Source organism: Acinetobacter towneri, from assembly GCF_001758345.1.
GTDB classification, from domain to species: domain Bacteria; phylum Pseudomonadota; class Gammaproteobacteria; order Pseudomonadales; family Moraxellaceae; genus Acinetobacter; species Acinetobacter towneri_A.
Map to the genome: position 1 here is coordinate 253,663 of NZ_MKQS01000005.1, position 21,224 is coordinate 274,886.

The 21,224-nt window shown below is 43.8% G+C and carries 7 protein-coding genes and 1 pseudogene; 2 read left to right on the forward strand and 6 right to left on the reverse strand.

Annotated features, from left to right (window positions below; genetic code table 11):
- Positions 1-16 precede the first annotated feature (16 nt).
- Positions 17-634 (forward strand): CAP domain-containing protein, encoded by a 618-nt coding sequence (locus tag BJN41_RS04480; protein ID WP_081406279.1) that lies wholly within the window; start codon positions 17-19, stop codon positions 632-634.
- 126 nt (positions 635-760) lie between these two features.
- On the opposite strand, the gene BJN41_RS04485 is transcribed toward BJN41_RS04480, so the two are convergent.
- The 5 genes from BJN41_RS04485 to BJN41_RS04505 all read right to left on the reverse strand — a co-directional run bounded on the left by BJN41_RS04485 (position 761) and on the right by BJN41_RS04505 (position 18,908).
- On the reverse strand, positions 761-2,200 hold the full coding sequence (locus BJN41_RS04485) for an HlyD family type I secretion periplasmic adaptor subunit (protein WP_070153686.1): 1,440 nt from the start codon (positions 2,198-2,200) through the stop codon (positions 761-763).
- Positions 2,197-4,332: a type I secretion system permease/ATPase gene (locus BJN41_RS04490; protein WP_004678121.1), complete on the reverse strand. Its 2,136-nt coding sequence runs from the start codon at positions 4,330-4,332 to the stop codon at positions 2,197-2,199. The genes BJN41_RS04485 and BJN41_RS04490 overlap by 4 nt, the downstream gene beginning before the upstream one ends.
- Positions 4,333-4,498: 166 nt before the next feature.
- Complete coding sequence (locus BJN41_RS04495) at positions 4,499-5,887, reverse strand: TolC family outer membrane protein (RefSeq protein ID WP_070153689.1); 1,389 nt, start codon at positions 5,885-5,887, stop codon at positions 4,499-4,501.
- A 105-nt stretch (positions 5,888-5,992) separates the two neighbouring features.
- Positions 5,993-18,274 carry a DUF5801 repeats-in-toxin domain-containing protein gene (locus BJN41_RS04500; RefSeq protein WP_070153692.1) on the reverse strand — a complete coding sequence of 4,094 codons (12,282 nt, stop codon included), beginning with the start codon at positions 18,272-18,274 and terminating at the stop codon, positions 5,993-5,995.
- The gene (locus tag BJN41_RS04505) at positions 18,267-18,908 is read right to left on the reverse strand and encodes a hypothetical protein (RefSeq protein ID WP_070153695.1); all 642 of its coding nucleotides are present in this window, start codon (positions 18,906-18,908) and stop codon (positions 18,267-18,269) included. The genes BJN41_RS04500 and BJN41_RS04505 overlap by 8 nt, the downstream gene beginning before the upstream one ends.
- 258 nt (positions 18,909-19,166) lie before the next feature.
- On the opposite strand from BJN41_RS04505, the gene BJN41_RS04510 reads away from it, so the two are divergent.
- Positions 19,167-20,204 carry a L,D-transpeptidase family protein gene (locus BJN41_RS04510; protein WP_070153698.1) on the forward strand — a complete coding sequence of 346 codons (1,038 nt, stop codon included), beginning with the start codon at positions 19,167-19,169 and terminating at the stop codon, positions 20,202-20,204.
- Positions 20,205-20,260: 56 nt separating this feature from the next.
- Here BJN41_RS04510 and BJN41_RS04515 read toward each other — a convergent pair.
- Positions 20,261-21,201: pseudogene (locus BJN41_RS04515) on the reverse strand (IS5 family transposase).
- Positions 21,202-21,224: the final 23 nt, after the last annotated feature.

A 21,224-nucleotide genomic window follows, 5' to 3' on the forward strand; every position in this document is an offset into this window, starting at 1 on the left:
TTGCTAGAGGTGCACTATGAAAAATATTGCTTATCATTCTTTTATATGCAGTCTATACTTTTTACTACATGGATGTTCAAATTCACAACCACAACAGCCTTTGCAGCATCAATCAAATAAAACCATTGCAAAATCAACAACGATACCCACTCAAAAAAATCCTCAACAGACTTTAGCCTCTTTTGACAAAATCTCTTGTGATGACATTAAAAATCCACAATATCAGCAAGCCGTTTTAAATGCCATTAACGTGATTCGGCATCAACCGCAACAATGTGGAAAAATAGCTTACTCGGCTACCCACTCGCTAAAATGGAATAATCAATTACAAACAAGTTCAACTGCACATGCGCTGGATATTTCGCAACGTCAGATTTTAAGTCATGTCGGTCGAAGTGGTGAAAATCTGAGAGCTCGTATTAAAAAAACAGGATACAAAGGTGGTGGTGGGGAAAATTTAGCAACAGGTCAAAGCAACCTAAAACAAGTTTTAGAAAATTGGCTGGCGCTCAGTCCCGGACATTGCGGTAACTTAATGAAACCCCAATTTAAAGATTATGCGATTGCCTGCGTTCGAAATGATGTAACTCATCGAACGTATTGGGTGCAACATTTTGGCACTGGAAAAAACTAAAAATGAATTTAGATTTTTTATCTGCTTCAATAAAATGTAAATTTCGCGCGTTTAAAATTTACTTTATAAATCAAAAATCCCTCTTTTCAAAAGAGGGATTTTAAGAGATTTCGGTTTTTATTCGACTTAACGTTCTGTGAAGGCATTATTTTTCGCTTTAAGAATTGGTTTAAGCAGATAAGAAAGAATAGTTTTCTTCCCTGTCATAATATCCAATTGAACGGTCATGCCGGGAATCACGGATAATCCTTTACCAAACGTTGGTTTATCAGTCACTGCACGGACAATATAAAACATATTGCCTTTCTCATCGGTAAATGTGTCTGGGCTAATATGTTTTACTTTCGCATTCATTCCGCCATAGATTGAAAAATCATAGGCGGTAAATTTAATTACCGCAGGCAAGTCTGGTCGTACAAAGGCAATATCTTTCGGCGATACTTTTGCCTCAACGATCAATTGACCATCTAAAGGCACAATTTCCGCCACTTGGTCGCTTGGTTTCACAACCCCACCAATGGTATTAAAGAAAATTTTCTGCACGATACCATTGGTCGGTGAACGAATATCGGTGGTTTTCACTCGGTCTGCTACGCCTGAAATACTTTCTTTTAAACTCACTAGCTGAGCTTGCGCTTCTGCCAGTTCATTGCGCCATTGATTTTTTAAACTCACCGCAGCCTCAGAAGTGCGTGATTGCGCTTCCCCAATAGATGCCTGCGTAGCTCTTAAATTCGCTGCCGCCTGCTTACGTTCACCATCGGCATTCGATACGTCACGTTCAAGGCGCAAAATATCCATTTCCGACACCGCACCAGTCTTTAACAAAGGTCGTGTGGTATTGAGTTCACGCACTGCAAGTTGATAGGCTCTTTCAGCTTGTCCGAGTGCAGCTTGAGCACGTTGCGATTCCTGTTGACGAGTCGAAACCGTACCTTGATTGGTCATCGTTCTTTGGCTCAGTTCGCGCAAACTTTCCGCATAATACTGGCTTTCTTGCGCCATAATGTTTGCAGCTGCATCAGGTGAAACCCCCGCAGGGACACTGCCTGAGGTATAGCCCGAGCCATTTAATTGTGCACTTAAACGTCTAACTTTGGTTTGCAAGGCAAAAATCTTGGCATTAACTTCATTCAAATTTGAGGTGAACCGTGTCGGATCAATACGAATCAATAGATCGCCTTTTTTGACGTGCTCACCTTCCTGCACATACACCTTTTCAACCACGCCACCATCAACCGATTGAATCACTTGCATCTGTTGAGATGGAATCACTTTTCCTTCACCACGAGTAATTTCATCGACTTTAGCAAAACCTGCCCAAATAATTACACAAATAAACAACACTACAATCACATAAAGGATGACTCTTGCCTGAATTGGCTTTTGTGATTGAGTTACTTCTTGTACCTGACTTTTCCAATCATTTGTATCAGCAGGTTGATATTTTTTAAATAAATTTAAACGCCCTAGCACTGGACTCAGAACTTTTTCTGATTGTTCAATACTTTTACCTACGCCCCCAAACATCTTCTCTCTTTGGGTTTTATTGTGTTCTGTGCTCATGATACAGCTCCTGCAACTTTAGCTTGTTGGGGAAACATGGCTTTCATTACACTTTCCTTATCACCATCAGCAATAATCTTTCCATCTTCTAAAATAATAATTCGATCAACCAATGTGAGTAATGTAGGTTTATGTGTGACCAAAATTAAAGTATGTTGAGCTGTCATATAATGTTTTAGATGATGAATCACATGATTCTCAAGAGGAGTATCCATCGCACTGGTCGGTTCATCAAAAACCAAAATTTTAGCATTCTGGGCAATTGCACGTGCCACGGCAACCGCCTGCCGTTGTCCCCCAGATAATTTATGACCACCCTCACCCACTTGTAATGACAAACCATCTTCATGTGCTTTTAGAATCTGGCTTAAACCAGAAACAACCAAACTTTGTTCCAAAGCAACACGGCTAGCATGTGGATTACCTAAGACAATATTTGATAATACTGTACCGTTCAGCAATTGTATGTCCTGGGGAATATAACCAATCTGGCTACGTAATTCTGCTGGATCAATCTGACTAATGTTGGTTTGATCAATAAATACTGACCCTTCAGTCGGCTTATAGAGCGACAATAGTATCTTTTCAATTGAGCTTTTACCTGAGCCTACTTTTCCTAGAATCGCCACTTTCTCTCCTGCTCGAATAGAGAAAGAGATATTATTTAAAGCAGAATGTGATTCATTTGGATAACATAAGCTGACATTTTTAAATTCGATATGTCCTATAAGATGTGGATGACTCACCCAACCTTTTAGATTCTCTCGTTCCTGTTCAGCGTCAACAGTTTGATTCAGCATATTTAAGGCACTGGATGCCTGATAATATTGGGTTAATAAACCTGCAATTTGTGCAATTGGAGCCAAGGCACGGGTTGATAATAAATAACAGGCAATCAGTGCACCTTGTGTCAACTTTCCATCTACAATAAGATAAACTCCAACCAGGATAATCACAACGCCTGCTGTTTGTTGTACCCATCCAGCAAAATTACCAACAGTGCCACCAATAAAACGTAATTTAGAAGAATACTGTACGGTAAAACGAGTGGCTTTTTCCCATAAAGTTTGCATTCGTCCAGCAGCATTAAAACTTTTAATCGTTTCCTGATTATTTAAGGTTTCTATCAATAATCCCTGACGCTGTTGAGAAGCTTCTGACATCGCATCAGATAATTTTTTTAAACTAATATGAACTGATAATGCATAGAGTAAAATAATGATTGCAGCGATGACTAAAGGAATAACGAAAACCCAGGAAATAATACAGATAACAGCTAAGAACAGAACAAAAAATGGCAAGTCAATCAGTGATACCACAGTCATAGAACTGGTAAAAGAACGAATTGCCTCATAGGACTGAATATTGGAGGCCATCATACCAACAGACATATTATTCTGTTCCATACGCCGACCTAATACTTTTTCCATAATATAGGCAGATAGCTTGTTATCAGCACGGGTTGCAGCCAAATCAACAAAATAACTACGCACCAGTTTTAAAATAAAGTCAGCCGTAATAATAATCATGATTCCAAAGGCGAGTACCCATAGGGTATCTGTAGCATGGTTGGGAACAACACGATCATAAACATTCATTACGAAAAAAGGTGCACACAAAGCAAAGATATTGACGAACAGGGCTGCTAATAAAATATCTTTGTACATGGAACGGTGCTGTCGAATTACGCTCCAGAACCAATGCTGATTTGTCTTTTCCAGCTTAACCTTGTTATCCGCCACAAATTGACGTTGTTGCAAATAAATCACTGAACCCAGATATTTTTCTTGTAACTGTGCAATTGGAACTTCTGTCACGGTATCCGACATTTCAGGAAAATATACTGTTGCAGTCTGTCTTTCTGTATCAAAACGATATAAAACACAAGCTGTATTATTATTCAATATTAAAATGGCAGGAAAAACAAAATGGTTCAGTTGATCCAGATTCTGCTGCACCATATTACTTGTCAAACTTACCCGATCAGCTGCACGTGAAAAAAACTGAGGTATTAGCTTTCCATTGGGTAAAGGCAAACCTGATAATAAACCTTCTTGTGTAATACTAATTTCATAATCTTTAGCCACTCGAATCAGGCATAAAGCTAAAGGATCAAATATTTGTGTTGTCACTTATTCACCATGAATCAAACAAGCATAAAAGGTTCATTATTCCCAAACTCAGAGTTATATCATTGAGTTAATAGAATAATTGTAAATTTACCTTACCCAAAAGAGTTGGAACATCTATAAAAACAGGGTGCAACAGCACCCTATTTTATTTTAACTGATTAACACATTATTCAACTTGTGCATTTGCCGCTGTACATACATTTGCAGCATTAATTTCACGCTGATTCACTTCTGATACAGCAGGTAAATTATCACGTTGAATACCGAGCGCAGGCAATAATTGACCCATGCTATACAGTGTTTGGAATTGTGCAACTTTCAAATCATATTGCGTAGTTACATAAGCACGATTGGCCTGAAAGGCTTCATTTTCTGAATCAAGTACATCAAGCAAAGTACGACGACCAATATCAAACTGATCGTTATATGCTTTTACAACTGAAGCAGATTCATCACGATGACGTTGTAACCATTCTAACTGGCTGCTGTAGTTATTCACATTGTTATAAGCCACCGTTGATGTTTGGCGAATATCGACACATGCTTTGTTTTTCAAATCATTAGATAATGAAACACGTGCATTAGCAGCATTCATGGCTGCTCTGTCTGCAAAACCATTAAATAGATTGTAGTTGAGTCTTAATTCAACTGCGCTATCTTGCCCGTATTTATCGTTATCGGGATTGCTACGCTCATCAAAACTATTACGGTTTTGATATAAACCTGTACGCGCCACAAACGAAAGTTTCGGGTACATATTGGCTTTAAATTCTTGAGCACTCGCACGCGCATATTGCATTTCACTTAACGCAGCTTTTAAGCTGTTGTTATTGTTATACGCAGAGGTAATCAATTCTTGTGTGTTGTTTGGCAGTGCCACATTCACACTTACTGGCGCAAGATTACTACTTGGCTCCACCCCAACAATTCGTGCAAAACGTGCAGATACATCATTTAAGTTGGCCTGTTCAGTCATCAAGTTGGTTTGAGCAAGTGATAAACGACCTGTGATTTGTGACAAATCTGCTCTGTTACCTACACCCTGATTGGTACGTTGTAATACTTGATTATAAACACGTTGATGATTGGCAAAATTTCCTTCTGCCAAACCAACCAGTTCGCGATAACGCTGTACATCTAAATATGCTTGAGTTGCTTCAAGTGCTTTTTGTTCAATACCTGCATTCAAATCGTAATAACGTTTTAGCGCAGCATAATCGCCTTGTTCAACTTTGCTTTTAATACGAAAACCATCGAACAACACTTGCGTTAACGCAATTTCTGCTTGTCCCTGATCGAACCAACCACGATCACCATCGAATTCACGGTTACCTTTGCCGTACGCTGCATTCAAGTCTAACGACGGTAAGTATCCAGCACGTGCTTGTTTTTGATTTGCAGTTGCTTCAAGAAAGTTTGACCATAGAACCTGAACCTCTGGATTATTTTCAATCGCAGTTTTAGTCACTGATGTTAAATCTGCTGCAGATACTGTCATTGCAACTGCTGTAAATGCAACCATGCTCGCCATTTTGGTTAATGCTAATACTTTCACAGGTTTCCCCTTGTTTTAAATTTTTTAGGTTTTTTAAGATGCTACCATCTTATACATAAAGATTACTGAATACATTAGGGAGTGAGGTCACTCCCTAATTGAGATTTAGGTCTGGAAATTAGTTTTGGTAATCATATCGCTGATGTCGCTAAAGCTATGATTTTCGACAACGATATTGACACTTTGAGTCTGAGCAACATCATGAATGTTAATAGTATTACCAGTTACACTCACAAAGTCACTTAATGAGCCAGAAGTCCAACCTAGAGCATTTAGTAATGCTTTGGCATCGATCTTGTCACCTTCAGCAAGGTTAAAGTCTTTGATAATGTCTGTAGAGCCATCAGCATCATTGTCACCCCAGATAAACAGGTCTGCGCCACCGTTGCCAAACAGAATGTCATTACCCGTGCCACCTTGTAGGAAGTCATTGTCAGCACCGCCATAGAGATAGTCCGTGCCATCACCACCATTTAGGATGTCATTCCCTGTTTCGCCAAGCAGTGCATCATTGCCGGAACCACCACTAATCGTGTCATCGCCTCCGTGACCGTTAATGTAATCATTATCTGCTGTACCACTCATGATGTCACCAGCTGACGTACCATCAACACGATTACCACCTGTTACATTGATCTCAAAGCTTGCTGTTGCAATCGTTGGATTGGTATCTGCCACTGCACCTGTTGCAGTTTCCACCTCATAGGTTTGTGCATCAACTTGAATACTTACACGACCTKCTGTGCCCTCATGCAGTATCTGGAAGTTATCCAACTGTGCCTGTGTGAGACCTGTAATGGTATGTTCACCCGTAACCGCATTATACGTAATCAGGCTTGGGTTAATCAGTGCATTATTTGCCAAGAATACAGTATCTGCACCATCAGGAATGTTACGGAATTTCAGAGTAGTCAACTCGTGGTATTGATCAGGTGCTGCAGCAGGGTCATCATCGGTCACCGACACGGGGTCTTGCATCCCCATGTTGAGGTTCAAGACCAACGGCTCACCTACATTAGCAAAGCTATAGGTCGGTGCAAATTGGAAGATCCCATCMGCAACTGGTGTCACGATAAGGTTAAATGGGAAATCTGTGACATTGGCTGGTAAACCCGCTTCACCACTCACAAGCGAGAACTTGACACTACTCAATGTTCCACTCCAGTACGCAGGTGGCTTAATGCTGATGTACGGCGGTAAATCATTGTCAGAAACAGGAATTACCCACGTACCATCACCTGCATTAGTTGCCAAGGTTGCCGAATTCTGATCTTCCCCGTAGTACACCAAGAAACCATTTGGCAAATTCTGAATCAATGCAGAATATAGATTTTCATTCACACCCGCAGGCATTAAGGTTTCGGTGATTGCCAACTGAATACTACCAACTGCCATCGCACCCGAACCATCATGTTCATCATTGGCTGCCACAATGCTAATGACTGGTGGCGTATTCACCTTGTTCACCGTCAGCGTCGTCGTACCATCAGAGAGTAACTGTAAGGTGCTGCCATTCTCTTGATTAATCGCCCACGCATTGAGGTTAAAGCTACCGCTTTCATATTCAGCAGCACTATCAACCGCATATTGCAGATTGACCAATGTATCTGGCATAGCACCTGTAATGACATAATATGTGCCAGATGGTAGACCAGCAGGGTTAGTCACTGTAGATAAAGGCGTACCATTGGTATATTGCAACTCACCAGCAATCACTACACCACTCAATTGGAAGTAGACAGTGCCACCCACAATCGTCCAGTCACCTGATTCATCGGCTTCATTCGATACAGTGATACTGATTGGGATAATTTCACCCTCATTGGTTGCTTCTGTTTGAGTAATGGTCAAGGTTGCTTGATCTGTCACAGGCGTGATGGTCACAATACCTGCTGCATCATCACCCGCTACATCAACAGGATTATCATTATCATAATCAGTCGCACCGCCAACACGATCACCACGCGCGACACCACTGCTATTGAACACCGCAGAAACATCGATAGGTACAGTGCTATCCAGATTATTAGTGTTGCCGTTCGCGTGTTCTGCGGTATGCACTCTAATGTCGTCCAAGATACCTTGCAATGTCGACTGTGCATTGGCATCAGTGACAGACTTCGTCACAATCCACAATGTCACGACCTGTTCTTGTGGCGTACCTGCATTTTCAATCACTGTAATTGGACCACTAATGCCTGCACCTGTGAATGTGGTGTCATCCCCTTCATAAGTGCGGATTGTCACGGTCAGGTCGTAGCTGGCTGGGATACTACCCCCTGTAGGAATAGTTACAGACTCAAGCTGCACTGCTTTAGACAGCGCAAAACCAGCACCATCAGCATCAGGGTCATTGTAATCATCTTCCAATACTGTTGGATTAAGCGGACTTAAATCAAGGGTTGGCAATATCACTGTGGTACCGCCAGTAAAGGTGGTCTTGATATTCACAATCACGGTGTCCGTGGTAATGGCGGCATCTTTATCCTGTGTATACACAGTCATGTAAATGTCCCGACCATCCACATCATTAATCGCTCTATTCACATTAAACGTCACGGCTTTATCGATCTGACCTGTAAAGCCATCAGCCGCAGTAATCTGCCACTGACCACCGCCTAGGAAGGTTGCGCCGTCTACCGTAACGCCATCAGGCACACCATCAATCACAATACGCGTGATATGTTCGCCAGCTCCACTTGCATAGTCATAATCGCGATCATTTACGCCAGTAACTGCATTTTCAGCTTCAGCTGAACTGGCATCAATGGCTTTGGTAATATCCAGATTAACAGTGACTGTACCTGTGCCAGCTAAGGTATATTGTGGGTGACTCGCATGAATATCAGTGCCAACAGTACCACCCGTATTTGCGAAGCTCTCGAACGCCATATCAACCACATCAGTGACTGGACGGAAATGTAGCGTGTGGGAAATGGTATTGAAATGACCAGCACTCCAGCTAGCCGTCGTAACACCTGCAATAGTAGGGCCAGTGTAAATCGGGCCTAGAGTGGTATCGCTTGAGGTATCACGGACGATATAATCCATATTGAGATTAATGTCTCCGCTATAGTTAGCAGGACTACGCACATACAGACTACCCAAGTTAGCTTGCAGAATGTAGTAGTAACCATCACCGTTTGCAACCAGTGCCGAAGATCCACCCGCATCGCTATACAGAATCAGATCTCGGGCAGCAACCTCTGACGCTAAGATGCGTACTTCATAGATTTCATCATTGACGTTGTCGCCATTTTGGATGACTGTCGACAGGTCAATCCGACCTATATTTCCACCGATTTCATCTTCCCAAACATTAGAAGATAAATTCAACGTAGCTTCTGGTGATGGCGTGACATGGAAATCAACGACTTGCGGTGGGCCAAACTTGGTGGCTCTACCATCGTTTTCTGTGACCACAGGTTCTACGGTAAAGTTTTCCGTACCACTAAAGTTCACAGGTGTTTTGATTTGTGTGGTCGCAATCTGTGCTGGAGTCAGCACCCAAACACGCGCATCGCCTGAACCACCAGCCAAGGTGGTGATTGGATTGCCTGTTGCTGCATCTACTAAACTAAAGCCTTCAGGTAAATTGGTAATACGCAGCGTCAATGTTTCTGAATTGACTGACGGATTCAATGGGTTTGTTTCGCCGACCGTCGCAGCTGTAATAAAGTTGCTCAGATCAATCACATTTGGATCACCATCGGCAGCAGCACTATTACTGCCCCCATTATGCTCATCCAAATCATTTTCCACCCACGTTTGACCATTCACAATGGTTAGCAACGGTGCATCAGGCACACCAATAACGGAGATTGCGATGGTTTGTGTCGATGTCACTGGATTGGTGTGGGTATATGTCGGCCCACCTGAAATCGTGATCGTATCTACGGATACGGCTTCAACGGTTAATTTGATATCCAAACCATTGGTATTACTGTCTTTCGGTGGGGTGAAGATCGGTTTAATGGTGCCTTGTGGCAAGCCATGCAATTTTAAGGTGTATACACCACCTTGAACAACCAATTGATCGCCACCATGGTTCCAAGTGCTACCCTCTAACGTATCATAGACATGACCATTAAATTCGATTTTACTGCCTACTGGAATGCCTTTAATTTGGATATTAAAGGTTTCGCTACCATCGAGATCAGTGGTTTGTGTACGAATGGTCAATGCTCTTGAGGTATCTTCGTTCATCACCTCACGAATATTGACCTGCAAGGTCACATCATCTGCAACAGGCCTAAGCAATATATTTTTCAGCCAAGCTACGCCAGAGTCTTGTATCACTTCCGCATTGGTATTTTCATCGTAGTCTTTGGTACGTGCTTGTACTTTGATAAACACTTCACCTGAAAAACCCTCTGGCCCTTTGAATGCAACTGAATCTAAGAACTCTATGGCAACTTCACTAGCAAATGCTGTGCTGCCGCTATGTTTAAACTCTCCAGCAATTGGATTAAGTCCTGTAATGATCCCACCTGCATCACGCACCACTTCATAGGCAGTGAGCACTGCAAAAGTATTTTCTTTATTGCCATTTGCACCGCCTGAACCCACACCATCTTCATTACGCCAAGGTGTTTTAAAGTCGAAACCATCGGTATTTAGTGCAAACCATGTATCTTCAAAACCATTTGTTCCATAGATAAAGTTGCCATTCATGCTTAAGTCAGGTGTAAGACCACCATCAACATTGGCATTGGCAGCATTGATATCGGTATTCATCGCAGTCCAATTGTCTGGGTTGTCTGCTGCTGTGGCATAGTAATCAGTCTTTGAACCTGTAATCGTGACATTGCCTGTCAGCGCTAAAGCTTCAGCGGTTGGGGTCACTGTGATGCCGATACCAATCGTTTTGATTGCAGTATCTGAACCTGTGGTATTGGTATCTGTCGAGGTAATCGCAACTTGCAAATCAGCGGCTGGCAAATCTCTGCTGCTATGTGCAGGCGGTAGAATTCGGAACGCATCCAGAACCGCTTCACGTTGTGCCTCTGTCAAGCTAGCATCAAAGTTAATGGTGTAAGTATCACTACCTATACCATCACCAAGACCATCACCAATAACGCTCCAGCCAGTATCAAGTGGAGGTGTCAATCCTGTTGGTGCAATGACTTTCCAGTCTGTAGGTACGGTAAATGACACGGTATTGATACGTTCATCACCTGTGCCTGTATCGGTCACTCTCACATGCTGCAAGAAAGCAACTGCGGTATCTTCTGCTGTTGATACATTCCCAGCGGCAACGTCGCCTGCTCGTGGTGGAATATGTAAGTTCAGAATAACACTGTTGTCTGTTAAATCTGCTTCTGCAATTGGACCACCGCAGTTTGAGCCATCACTATCCGTATCCAGTGCATTAATGGTGATTGTAATATTCGTAATATCACCACTAAAGTTTGATGGCGTAGCGATACGAATATCAGGGAAACTGGCTTCATCACCCGTTTGCCCACTTGCACCTGTGCGTGCATTAATGGTGACTGTAGTACCTACTGCAACATCGACAAAACCTGAACCACTGTCAATGCGAATTGTACCTCCAGAGCCCGCAGGATTTTCAATGGTAATAGAACGGACTTCACTGCCATCACGATCTGCGAAGCTGACATTGATAATGTCTTTGAGATTGAAGTATCTTTCTTCATAAATCGTGACATCAGCCGTTCTATTTGCACCTGAATAGGCGACTTGATAAGACGACGCCGCAGCAGGCGGAGCTGTTATACCACTTGCCTCTGGTGCTACAAGTGTCGCTGTACCACTTGTAATTGCCGTTTCATAAGTAACGGCTGCATTGTCGGTCACAGCACGCGCACGTATCGTAATGCTTTCTGAATTTCTTGCACCAGCACCCAAAGCATCATCAGCCTGATTACCCAGGTTTGTATTCGAGCCATAAACAGCAGTCAAAATTTGACCCGTAGTTCCATCAACTTCATAACTGGTTGCTCGCACATTTAGGTTAAAGTTTTCATGACGATGATCGCCCAACTTCACACTAATATCTGCATATTCCGCTGCCGTTAAATAGTTAACTGCCCCACTACCAGATGGAACACCTGCATGATGATAGCTTGCCGATGGTGTAGTACTACCTGATGTATCAACAATAACAACCCTATACACCCCTGAGCCATTATTCACCAACGGTACACCAGATGCGGTCACCAAGACTGCACCTGCATTGGTATTGAAAGCATTGGCTGTTGCACCAAGACCTGTCAGAGCTAGTCTAAGTTCACCAATTCTCTCTGGGTTATCACCAGTAGGGACACCATTATCATCTGTAGCATCTTTAATCGCTGGTACAACGAGATTTAGATCATATGGTGTGACTGCAGTACTATCTTCCTGAATACAATGTGAAGTGACACTGCTCATAATCGGAGCATCATTGGATACAGGGACAACGGTCATATCGACTGTGTAGGTCTTCGCACCATCATCTGTTGTCGTAGTGAAGGTAAATGTATCCGTACCACTAAAGTCTAGGTCTGGGGTATAGGTGATTGTCCCATCTGCGTTAACCACTGCCCTACCATGTGCCGTCTTCCATGTATTCGGTCCAATATTCGGTTCATTCACCACCGTATTACTACCTGTTGCATCGGCATTGGTATTAAAGGTATTGGTGGGAGAAGTTGTATTTGGAATATACAGGTCTTCATAAACACTGACGTTAATTGGAACAAGTGGGTTTGGTGAATCATCAATCACACGCACTACAAAGTTGCCATTTACAGTATCACCATCAGCATCGACAATACTTACAGCATTAAATGGAATGTCTAGGTATTTCAACGTAGCGTGATTGATTGCTTTATTTAAGGTGAAGGTGTACGTCACCACGTCATTTGCAGCAACATTAATCGTCGCAGTAAATACGGTATCGCCGCCACGTGTTGCGGTGAGTGTATGACCCCCATTTGAAAGCACAAATGATATCGCTTCATTATCTGGGCCATTGCTATCCCATGTGTTTTCCAGATAGTCCGTGGTTGCCGTTGTAAACACCACATCTCTTGGTGAGCTAGAACCTGTATCCGCACCAAAGTTGATCGTTAATGTGCCAGATTGGGTCAATGCGGATGGTGTAGGAGAACTACCCAGTGGTAAATCCGCTTCATCTACTGTTGCCGTTGTTGAGCTAACAAAGACTGGGCCATCATCTAGGAAGGTAAAACGACTACCGACGTCTACTTGCGTTTGAACGTTATCGCCATCTTTATCAGTTGCAACCGCTCTGACAAACAATGCACCATTTACTAACCCCACAGGTTCGTTATGGGAGGCACCAGTCGTTGGATGCACCACCGCACGAGATTGAGTTAAGGTCATGGCATCACCAGTCAAGCTCATACGGAACGCTTCCGCACCACTTGAATTGCCCACACGTCCAACAACATCATTGCCTTCTTTGTAAAGTAGAATCGCCTGACCAGTTGCAGTATCGACTAAACCACTGTTTACACCAACACTCGCAATCTGCAAGCTGTACACCAGAGGATTGGTGGTTGCCGCACCATCTGCACGATAATTTGGAGTGAACACGTTTGTTACAAAGTCAACGTCTGTGGMTGAAACCATAGCGTTACTTTGCAGTACAGTTTCATCCACTCGCACAGTGCCCAATACACCAGGATTCGAGCTGATTGTTGGGGCGTCGTCTAGGAAGCCAATTCTATTACCTATATTAAGACTGGCGGAATTTTGGTCGCCGTCTTTATCAGTAGCGGTAGCCGTTAATATCACTGTATCGTTGGTTAAATTAATCAATTCATTCGGATTACTCGCATTTGGATGCTGTAATGCACGAACCTGATCTAGGGTCACTGCACCTGTACTTGAGTCGACAGTGATATTAAATGCAATTGCACCTGATGAATTAGCCACACCACCACTGCCTACGCGCCCTACCACACCACCAAATTCCGAATACAGCCAAATCGCTTGACCTGTCGCAATATCAACCACACCGCTATTCGCACCCTCACTTAATACGCTTAGGCTATAAGCGGTAGTGCCTGCATTATCTGCACCGTAGTTCACAGTAAACGCCGTCGAGAAGTTTTCGGTATCATTGCCAGATAAGGTGGTTTCATCAACCTCCACATTAATGACAGCACCTGTGGTCACAATCGTTGGCGCATCATCTCGGAAACCCACTTTATCACCCAAGCTAATACTTGCAGTGGCACTATCACCGTCTTTGTCGGTCACAGTAGCCGTCAATGTCACTGCATTCGTCGTTAAGTTAATGAGTTCATTCGGTTGTGCTGAATTTGGATGCTCTAATGCGCGGACTTGGTCTAGTGTCACTGCACCTGATGTGGCATTAACATGGATATTAAACGCAACTGCACCACCTGTATCTGCCACACCACCACTACCAACACGTCCTACGACACTGCCTGATTCTAGGAACAGATAAACACTTTCACCTGTGGCAATATCAACTACGCCACTCGGCACACCATCACCTAATACGCCTAAGCTATAAACGGTAGTGCCTGCACCATCTGCACGATAATTGATATTAAATGCAGTGGAGAAGTTTTGGGTGTGGTCAGTTGCCAAGGTTGTTTCATCAACCTCCACATTAATGACAGCACCTGTGGTCACAATCGTTGGCGCATCATCTCGGAAACCCACTTTATCACCCAAGCTAATACTTGCAGAAGCAGTATCACCATCTCTGTCGGTAACAGTTGCAGTCAAACTCACTGCACCGGTAGTTAAGTTAATGAGTTCATTCGGTTGTGCTGAATTTGGATGCTCTAATGCGCGGACTTGGTCTAGTGTCACTGCACCTGTTGCTGCATTAACGCTGATATTAAATGCAGTTGCACCACCTGCGTCTGCCACACCACCACTACCAACACGTCCTACGACACTGCCTGATTCTAGGAACAGATAGACACCTTGACCAGTGGCAACATCAACTACACCACTCGGTACACCAGCACCTGATATGCCCAAGCTATAAACAGTAGTTCCCGCACCATCTGCACGATAATTCACATTAAATGAAGTGGAGAAGTCTTGTGTAGCGTTGGATGCCAAGCTGGTTTCATCAACCAGCAGATTCGTGGTCGTTGCTACAACTGCAACGGTCGGCGCATCGTCACGGAAGTTAACTCGATCACCTAAATTCATAGTGTCAGAGGCACTGTCACCGTCTTTATCAGTGACTGTGGCGGTTAAGGTCACTGCAGCAGCGGTTAAGCTAACGATGTCATTATCATCACTACCTTCAGGATGACTTAATGCAAGCAATTGATCTAAAGTCACTGCGCCTGTACTTGAAACGATAGTGATATTGAATGCGATTGCACCATTTACGTCTGCCACACCACCACTGCCAACACGTCCTACCACATTACCAGCTTCAAAGTACAGATAGACACCTTGACCAGTGGCAACATCAACTACACCACTCGGTACACCAGCACCTGATATGCCCAAGCTATAAACAGTAGTTCCCGCACCATCTGCACGATAATTCACATTAAATGAAGTGGAGAAGTCTTGTGTAGCGTTGGATGCCAAGCTGGTTTCATCAACCAGCAGATTCGTGGTCGTTGCTACAACTGCAACGGTTGGCGCATCATCACGGAAGCCAACTTTATCACCCAAACTAATGCTTGCAGTGGCACTATCACCGTCTTTGTCGGTCACAGTAGCCGTCAATGTCACTGCATTCGTCGTTAAGTTAATGAGTTCATTCGGTGAGCCAGTACCGCCTGTTGGGTGGGTTAACGCAAGGACTTGATCTAGTGTCACTTCTCCTGTGCCTGCATTTACGCTGATACGGAATGCTTCCGCACCACCTGCGTCTGGCGCACCTGCTGATCCTACCCGTCCAACGATGTCCGCACCCTCTTGATACAGATAAACCGCTTGACCTGTGGCAACATCAATCACACCACTCACTGCACCAACACTGGATGCAGTCAGACTATAAACCGTAGTGCCTGCACCATCTGCACGATAATTGATATTAAATGCAGTGGAGAAGTTTTCAGTTTGGTTCGTTAATAAGGTTGTTTCATCAACCTCCACATTAATGACAGCACCTGTGGTCACAATCGTTGGTACATCATCACGGAAACCCACTTTATCACCCAAGCTAATGCTTGCGAAAGCACTATCACCGTCTTTATCCGTTGCTGTGGCAATCAATGTCACGGCATTGGTCGTTAAATTAATTAACTCATTCGGTTGTGCTGGATTTGGATGTTGTAATGCCCGGACTTGATCGAGGTCAACCTGACCTGTTGCTGCATTAACGCTGATACGGAAGGCTTCTGCACCCGATGGATCCGCAAAGCCTCCTGTGCCCACTAAGCCGACCACTTCACCTGTTACCAAGGCGTACAGATAAACTGCCTGACCTGTAGCAACGTCAATCACACCACTCACTGCACCAACACTTGATATGCCGAGGCTATAAACTAGCGCGTTGCTTAATGCTTGTCCATCTGCACCGTAGGTGTTGACGGTGAAGGCACTAGCAAAGTTTTCGCTGTCATTCGTGGTCAACACTGTTTCGTCAACTTCTAATACTGTGAGTACCGCGTTGGTGGTGACGCTTGGGCCGTCATCCAAGAAGCTTAAGGTGCCTTCAATATCAAGATCCGCACTGGCCGTGTCGCCATCTTTATCCGTCGCAGTCGCTGTCAACGTGATCGCGCTGCTGATCAATGCCGAGGCATCGTTGTGATCCGCAGTGTCCGCATGCACGATGGCGCGGCTTTGGTTCAAGGTCACGTCGGCATTGGTCGCATCCACACTGACGCGGAACGCTTCTGCACCCGCTGGGTCAGCAACACCTGCTGCGCCAACCAGTCCAATGATGTCGCCATTCACGTCTTGGAACAGGTAGATGTTTTCACCAGTTACGGTGTCAACCAGACCACTGTCGCTGCCGACGGTGGTGCTTAAGCTGTAGACCAAGCTATTGGTCACTGCGGCAGTGTCTGCACCAAACGCATGCGTGAACGCATCGCTGTAACTGGCTGTCGCATCAACGCCGTAAGCGGTTTCATCCACCGTCAATGTCGCAGCGGTCCTGCCAACGCTGACGCTTGGGCCGTCATCTTCAACAATAACATTCAGCGTCGACGCTGCTGTCGCACCATGGTTGTCGGTAACGCTGGTCGGAATGGTGAAGTCAAGGATGTCTTCTACGCTGTTATCCGCATGATCCACCGCACCATCTAAGGTGACGGTGTAGTCGCCTGTTGCGCTGTCTAAGATCACACTGACCACTGGAATACCGTTGGCTGTTCCCACAACTTCGGTCGCGCTGACCAATGTCCACACCACGGCCACGCCATTGGAGGTCAATACGTCGCTTGGAACACCTGTAAACGCATAGGTTAGGCTGTCGGTGGTGTCAACATCAGCACCTTGCAGCGTGCCATTAAAGGTTCGACTGTCGGTGAGGTCATCGCCATTGCTATCGGCAAGTCCGCCAACTAAGCCTTCTTCCGAGACCCGCGCACTACCTGCCAATAGCGTTGGGGCGTCGTTGGTACCCGTGATGGTAATGGTTAAGGTGGCTTGGCTTTCGTCGCCATCCGCATCAATCATGGTGTAGCTGATGGTTTCAGTTAAGGTTTCACCTAGTGCCAATGCTTGCACGGCTGGATCAAGGTTGTTCAAGCTGTAGCTGTATGCACCATTCGCACCTAAGGTGAGGTCACCATGGTTGAGGCTGACGGGTTGTCCAACGTCCGCTGGATTTCCCGCAACTTCGGTGACTGCTGTGGCGATATCTGCATAGCCATCCCCACCTGTGGTGTCATTGGTCAGGACGTTGCCTGTAGTGCTGACGTCGTCCTCAGCAATCGCTGCTGTGTCATCAACCGCAACAGGGCTGTCGTCTTCAACAATGACATTCAAGGTCGAAGTGGCGGTCGCACCATGGTTGTCGGTAACGCTGGTCGGAATGGTGAAGTCAAGGATGTCTTCTACGCTGTTATCCGCATGATCCACCGCACCATCTAAGGTGACGGTGTAGTCGCCTGTTGCGCTGTCTAAGATCACACTGACCACTGGAATACCGTTGGCTGTTCCCACAACTTCGGTCGCGCTGACCAATGTCCACACCACGGCCACGCCATTGGAGGTCAATACGTCGCTTGGAACACCTGTAAACGCATAGGTTAGGCTGTCGGTGGTGTCAACATCAGCACCTTGCAGCGTGCCATTAAAATTGGTTACAGGAATGCTCTGTGCTGTACCTGGTGTCAGGGTGACGCCGTTAATGCTGGTAATGCTTAAGGCGTCATTTTCTGGATCGGTATCATCTTGTAGTGGATTGAGAACCACTGGAGTGTTGTGCGGCGTGGTGTAGTTGTCATTCACTGCAACAGGGGGGGGTATTTCCTGTTAGTGTAGATACAGACAATGGCATCCAACTTCCACCGCCCAAACCATGTTCAAAAGGCTTAATAACTGATAAGGATGCTGGATATTCAATCCCTAAAGGTGGAATATTATCGACCACCCTATTCAGCATCAAAGGGTTAATGCCATCAGCTATAGAAGTTTCACCCACTCTAGCAATCTGGACAAAACGGTGGCCGCCTTGTGTTGCCTCAGGATCACCCTCAAAAGACTCCCCTGCAATTTCAACGTAGTCCTTACCCTCTTTTTTGAATACGCGACCGTCGTCTAAGCGAACAACATCATTTTGTTGTTCAGATTCATTCATTTGCTGAAATGATTTTGCAAAATTTACAATTTTGTCGATATCTGAATTTGACTCGACCAGTAAGGAATTAAGACTGAAATTACCATCGTTATTGATTAAATCTTTGCCGTGTATTTCGACTACACGACCATTTGAAAGCTGCAATACGACATTGCTTTCTTCAGAAAGATGCAATACATCCTTTGCCTGAAGTTTCGCCCCTTTTTTTAGAATTAATTTTTTATTTGTATTGGAAAAGCGCCAAACATCACCGTCAACCGAGATTACTTTTACTGTTGTATTCATTTATAACTTTACCTCAATTTAAATGTTTAGCCATATCAATTATTTATGCCTATATGGCTAAATTTATTTAGCGCGGACAAGAAATTATCCTAGTTTAGTTAATTAATATACAATATTAGTGTTACAGTCCATATACATTTACCTTCTTAAGTTGGCATTTTTTTAACTAAAATTATTACAAAGGCGCATTTATTTAACTTTATTTAAACTATTGGTTTTGTCATTTTGATAAATCGTTTTACCTTGGGATTAGCTACTATGTTGAGTCGTTTCTTAATTATTTGCTTGAGTAATATCTGTATTTTTTCAACTTATGCAAACGCACTAGAACCGCACAGTCTACTTAGTATTTCAACTAATGATCAGAACAATTTGGCATTGTTAAATCAACCCAGCACATGGTCTTTAGATAATCTAAATAAAGCTGAATGGTCAGACAATCTTGAAAAAGGCTATCTTCCTGTTTACGCAAAATTACAAGTGCTGTTAAGTCGTCATTATTCATCTCCAGGGGCAATTGATGGCACATTGGGATTAAATACCGTTAAAGCCATTTCGGCTTTTCAGATCATGAAGGGTTTAAGTGGTGACGGAGTGTTAGATGCAAATACTTGGCGGCTTTTAAATGAAGATACGACTCATCCGACGTTTATTGAGTACACCATTACCGCACAAGACTTGAAGGGGCCTTATGCTCAATCTATTCCTGTAGATTATGCTGAACAATCAAAGATGCGAGGTTTGTATTACACTCGCGTGACTGAAATGCTCGGTGAAAAATTTCACATGGATGAATTGTTTTTACAAAAAATAAATTCAGGCGCAAGTTTTAATAAAGTCGGTGAAAAGATTATTGTGGCAAATGTGAAAAACACGTTGCCAAAAAATATAAAAATGATTATCGCGCACAAAGGCTCAAAACAATTATATTTGCTTGATCAACAAAATAAGATGATTGCTTCTTTTCCTGCAACCATTGGTAGTGAAGATAATCCCTCACCATCTGGCACTCATGTGATTGGGAGCATTGTGCCAAATCCACACTACAGCTATAACCCTAAGAATTTTATTCAAGGCAAAAATCTTAAACCTCTTAGTTTACCGCCCGGACCGAATAATCCAGTTGGAAATATTTGGATTGGTTTATCTCGACCTTCTTTTGGAATTCATGGTACGCCAAACCCTGCTTTAATTTCTAAAACAGCTTCGCATGGGTGTATTCGATTGACCAATTGGGACGCAAATAATTTGTCTAAAATTGTTCGCAAAGGCATGACTGTCAGATTTTTGGAGTAGAAGCGGCTTTGTTGCACAAAGATTTTAAATGCAAAGCGCCCCTAATTGAGCCAAATTTAAGGCGTAACTTGGGTAAGTGGTCGACCTAATTCCGTAAATCTGTTAAGGACGACTACACGTGCATGGATCTCATTCACTTGGCTATCAAAACTCCTTGCACTGAGCTTATCTCCTAATAATTTGATGCAATGCATCTTAGTTTCAACCAAACTTCGCCGATGATAGCCTGACCATTTTTTCCAGAGTGTCCTGCCTAAACGTGTAACTGTTCGAAGTCATTCGTTTCGCTCTAGCGAGCTACTCTTTGTATCTTTCCATAGTTTCGCATTTTTTCTAGATGGAATCACCGCATGCGCTTGCCGATCTGCAATGACCTGACGGCATTGCTTGGTGTCATAAGCTCCATCGGTATAAACAGAATCAATCCGCTCATCTTGTGGAATCTGATTAAGTAAATCACCAAGCACCTGTGAATCACTGACATTATTGGTTGTGAGCTGAATAGCGCGTATTTGTAGGGTTTTAGCATCTATACCAATATGTAGTTTACGCCATTGGCGACGATATTCAGGTCCATGTTTCTTTCGTTTCCATTCGCCCTCACCTAGAAAGTTCATGCCTGTAGAGTCCATGAGTAGATGCAGCCCATCGCTACTTTTTTGGTAGCTGATTACAATATCAATATGCTTTTGTCTTCTACAAAGCGTGGTGTAAGAATATCACTGATATTCGGGGCTGCTCATCCGCAAAGTTTAATCAGACTTTGCACAAAGCCAGTGACCATACGTAAAGACAGACGGAATAAGGATTTAATCATTAAGCAGCATTGGATGGCTGCGTCGGAGTAGGTTTGATTTCGCCCTTGTTTGCCTTTTGATGGCGCATACCATTGCGTAGCAGGATCAAACCAAATGGCAATATTTCCGCGACTCATGAGTGCTCGGTTGTATGCGGGCCAATTGGTTGTGCGGTAGATTTTGTGTGTAGGCTTCTTCATTTGAAAATTATATCGCTGAAAAA

Excerpts from the sequence above, each read along its gene's own strand:
- BJN41_RS04510 (WP_070153698.1), top strand. The coding sequence starts at position 19,167 with ATGTTGAGTCGTTTCTTAATTATTTGCTTGAGTAATATCTGTATTTTT.
- BJN41_RS04505 (WP_070153695.1), bottom strand. The coding sequence starts at position 18,908 with ATGAATACAACAGTAAAAGTAATCTCGGTTGACGGTGATGTTTGGCGC.
- BJN41_RS04485 (WP_070153686.1), bottom strand. The coding sequence starts at position 2,200 with ATGAGCACAGAACACAATAAAACCCAAAGAGAGAAGATGTTTGGGGGC.
- BJN41_RS04480 (WP_081406279.1), top strand. The coding sequence starts at position 17 with ATGAAAAATATTGCTTATCATTCTTTTATATGCAGTCTATACTTTTTA.